At 73.2% G+C, this 2,497-nt stretch carries 2 protein-coding genes and 1 pseudogene; 1 reads left to right on the top strand and 2 read right to left on the bottom strand.

The annotated features are described in order from the left end of the window. Positions 1 to 571 (top strand): annotated as a pseudogene (locus ABZ646_RS44845) (aromatic acid decarboxylase); the annotation flags it as partial. 265 nt (positions 572 to 836) lie between these two features. Here the strand turns inward: ABZ646_RS44845 and ABZ646_RS44840 are convergent. Next, complete coding sequence (locus ABZ646_RS44840) at positions 837 to 1,355, bottom strand: DUF4232 domain-containing protein (RefSeq protein ID WP_360533054.1); 519 nt, start codon at positions 1,353 to 1,355, stop codon at positions 837 to 839. Positions 1,356 to 1,509: 154 nt separating this feature from the next. Next, positions 1,510 to 2,025, bottom strand: a complete 516-nt coding sequence (locus ABZ646_RS44835; protein WP_360533051.1) for a hypothetical protein — start codon at positions 2,023 to 2,025, stop codon at positions 1,510 to 1,512. Between the last annotated feature and the right edge of the window lie 472 nt (positions 2,026 to 2,497).

Raw genomic sequence — 2,497 nt, 5'->3', positions numbered from 1 at the left:
CGACGAGGCGCTGCTCGCCGCGGGGGCACCCGCACCGGACGCCCCCGGTGCCTGCCGGATAGGGGTCGAGCCGCCGTACGAGCAGGCCAAGGCGGTACTGCTGGACGCGGTCGCCACGGCCAACCACTGCCGTGCGGTGTGGAACGAGCCGCTGGCCTTCTCCACGGTGGTCGGGTTCGAGGCGGACCTGGAGGCGGTCGAACTGCTCTACACCTCGCTGCTGGTGCAGGCCACCCACGCGATGACGAAGGCGGAGGCGGCACAGCGGGCGGGTGGCCGCAGGCGCACGAAGACCTTCCGGCAGTCCTTCCTGGCGGCCTACGCCCACCGGGTCGGCGACCGGCTGGCCGCCGTCGCGGAGTCGGCCGTGACCGGGGCCGCGGTGGCGGCGGACCTGCTCCCGGTCCTGGCGGGCAGGGAACTGGCCGTGACCGGTCGCATGGAGCAGATGTTCCCGGAGACGACCACGACCCGCCTGCGCGGGGTGACCGACGAGGCGGGCTGGACGGAGGGCACGAGAGCGGCCGACCGGGCACAGGTCGGGTCCCGCCCACAACTCCGGCAGCCATGAGGCACCCACCGCCCCGCGCGCACCGGGCGGCCCGTCCCCCCGAAGCCGCGCTGAGCGGCACCGAACCCGGGGCCGCCACGGCGAGGTCCGGCCGAGCCACGCCGATGCCGCCCGGGGCGGACCACCGGAACGCGCGCGGCGGGCGGCCTGCCCACCGAAACCTGCACACCGGGCCGGCCGCCCACCGCAACCTGCGAACCACCGGAATCCGCGCGTCGGGCGCGGCCCGCCCGCCCGCATCCCCGCGTCAGGCCGGCCCGCCCGATCAGTCCCCGGCCTGCTGGAAAGTGCTCACCGTCGCGTTCGGGTTCTCCGCGGAGCCGCCCTTGCCCGCGACCGCGCCGTACTTCCACGGGAAGCTCTGCGTCGCGTCGCCCCCCGGCAGGGACACCGTGAGGGAGGTGGCCGCGAGGCTCGCCTTGTCGCCGTCCTTGCCGCGCACGTAGCTGATGGAGAACGTCGCGGAGTCGCCCTTGGCGAGCTTCAGCCTGCCGGTCTTCGCGCCCGACTGCGCCGGGACCGTCGCGGACGTGCCGCCCGCCTTCAGCGTGACCCCGGGGAACCCGTCCAGCGTGCACGGCGCGCTCTGGTTGGTGAGGCTCACGGGCACCTCGCCGGTGTCCCCCGCGGCCGGCGCGACGCTCGCGGGGCCGACCTGGACGGAGACCTTGCCGATCTCGCAGGCCGAGCCGTTCTTGCTGTTGGTGCCGGAGCCGCCGCTGTCGCAGGCGGTCAGGGCCAGGGCGGCGGCGAGGGCGGTGACGGTGAGCGGAATGACGCGCATGAGCAGATCCCCATCGAGGTCGTGACGGTGTCCCAGCATCATCACGCCCGCGGCCCGGTGCCGCGCGCCCGGCCCCGTCATCGACCGTTCCACGGCGTACTCCCACCGGCCGGCCCAGGCCGGCGGGAGCGGGCCTGGGCCGCCGGGCAGGGCCCTATTGACCGAGGTTCGCGGTGGGCAGCCCGGACGGCAGCTTGCCGCCCTCCGCCCTGGTGTAGGTCTCCTCACCGGATTTTCCTGACCAGGTGACTTTCATGCTGCCCTTGCTGACCGTGTCGACCATTCCGGTGACCCGGTTCTTGCTGCCGTCCGTGCAGGTGAGGTGGATCATCCGCATTCCGGCCTCCTCGCCGGCGGTCCCGCTGCACACCGCCCCGCCGGTCTCGAAGAGCCCGGCCTGCCTGCCGGTGACCACGAGGGCGACGATCTTGCCGCCGCTGGTGGTGATCCAGCTGCCCTGCAGCGCGTCGGACGAGGCCGTGGCGCTGCCCGAACCGGCGGAGGCGGTGGCGGCCGCGGACGCGGCCCCGGAGGGGGTGGCGGAGGAGCTGTCGCCGGAGTCACCGCCGCTGCACGCGGTCAGCGTGAGCGCCCCCACCAGACCGACGGCGGCCGCCGCGAGCCGTACGGCCGAAGCCGCCCGCGTGCGCGTCGTAGCCGTATGCGCCATGGGCGTACTCGCCGTAGCCGTAGCCGTAGTCACCGCAACGCTCCCGAGCTCTAGGGGGTCGGCCGCCCGGCTGCCCGGACGACAGCGGCAAGCTACCAGCACTCACCCAGAGGACTTGTGTATGCCGGGTAGGGATCCGCTGTGGCTACGGGCGGCCGGTCTCGCTCACCGGACCCTCACACGGACGCTGGAACACCTGGGCCGCCGTATGCGTCTCTTCCTGGTACACGATGGTTTCGATTTGGACGATCGCATGTCGTGCGTGCTCCGGGGCAGACGCTGGAACGGGCTGAGTAAAGCGGACGTCAAAGCTGTAACCGCAGGAACACCCCCCGTGCACGTGCATCTGCTCATGCATCTGCACATGAACAAGGTTATGATCCGCGCGGGTCTCACGACGGTCCTCTCCGCACCGGACGACCTGACGGTGGTCGCGGAGGCCGAGGACGGACGCGCGGCCTACGAGGCGGCC

Source organism: Streptomyces sp. NPDC007162 (genome assembly GCF_040634175.1).
Lineage (GTDB): Bacteria > Actinomycetota > Actinomycetes > Streptomycetales > Streptomycetaceae > Streptomyces.
Note: the sequence above shows the minus strand (reverse complement) of the source record. Positions and strands in the feature narration are given on the sequence as shown.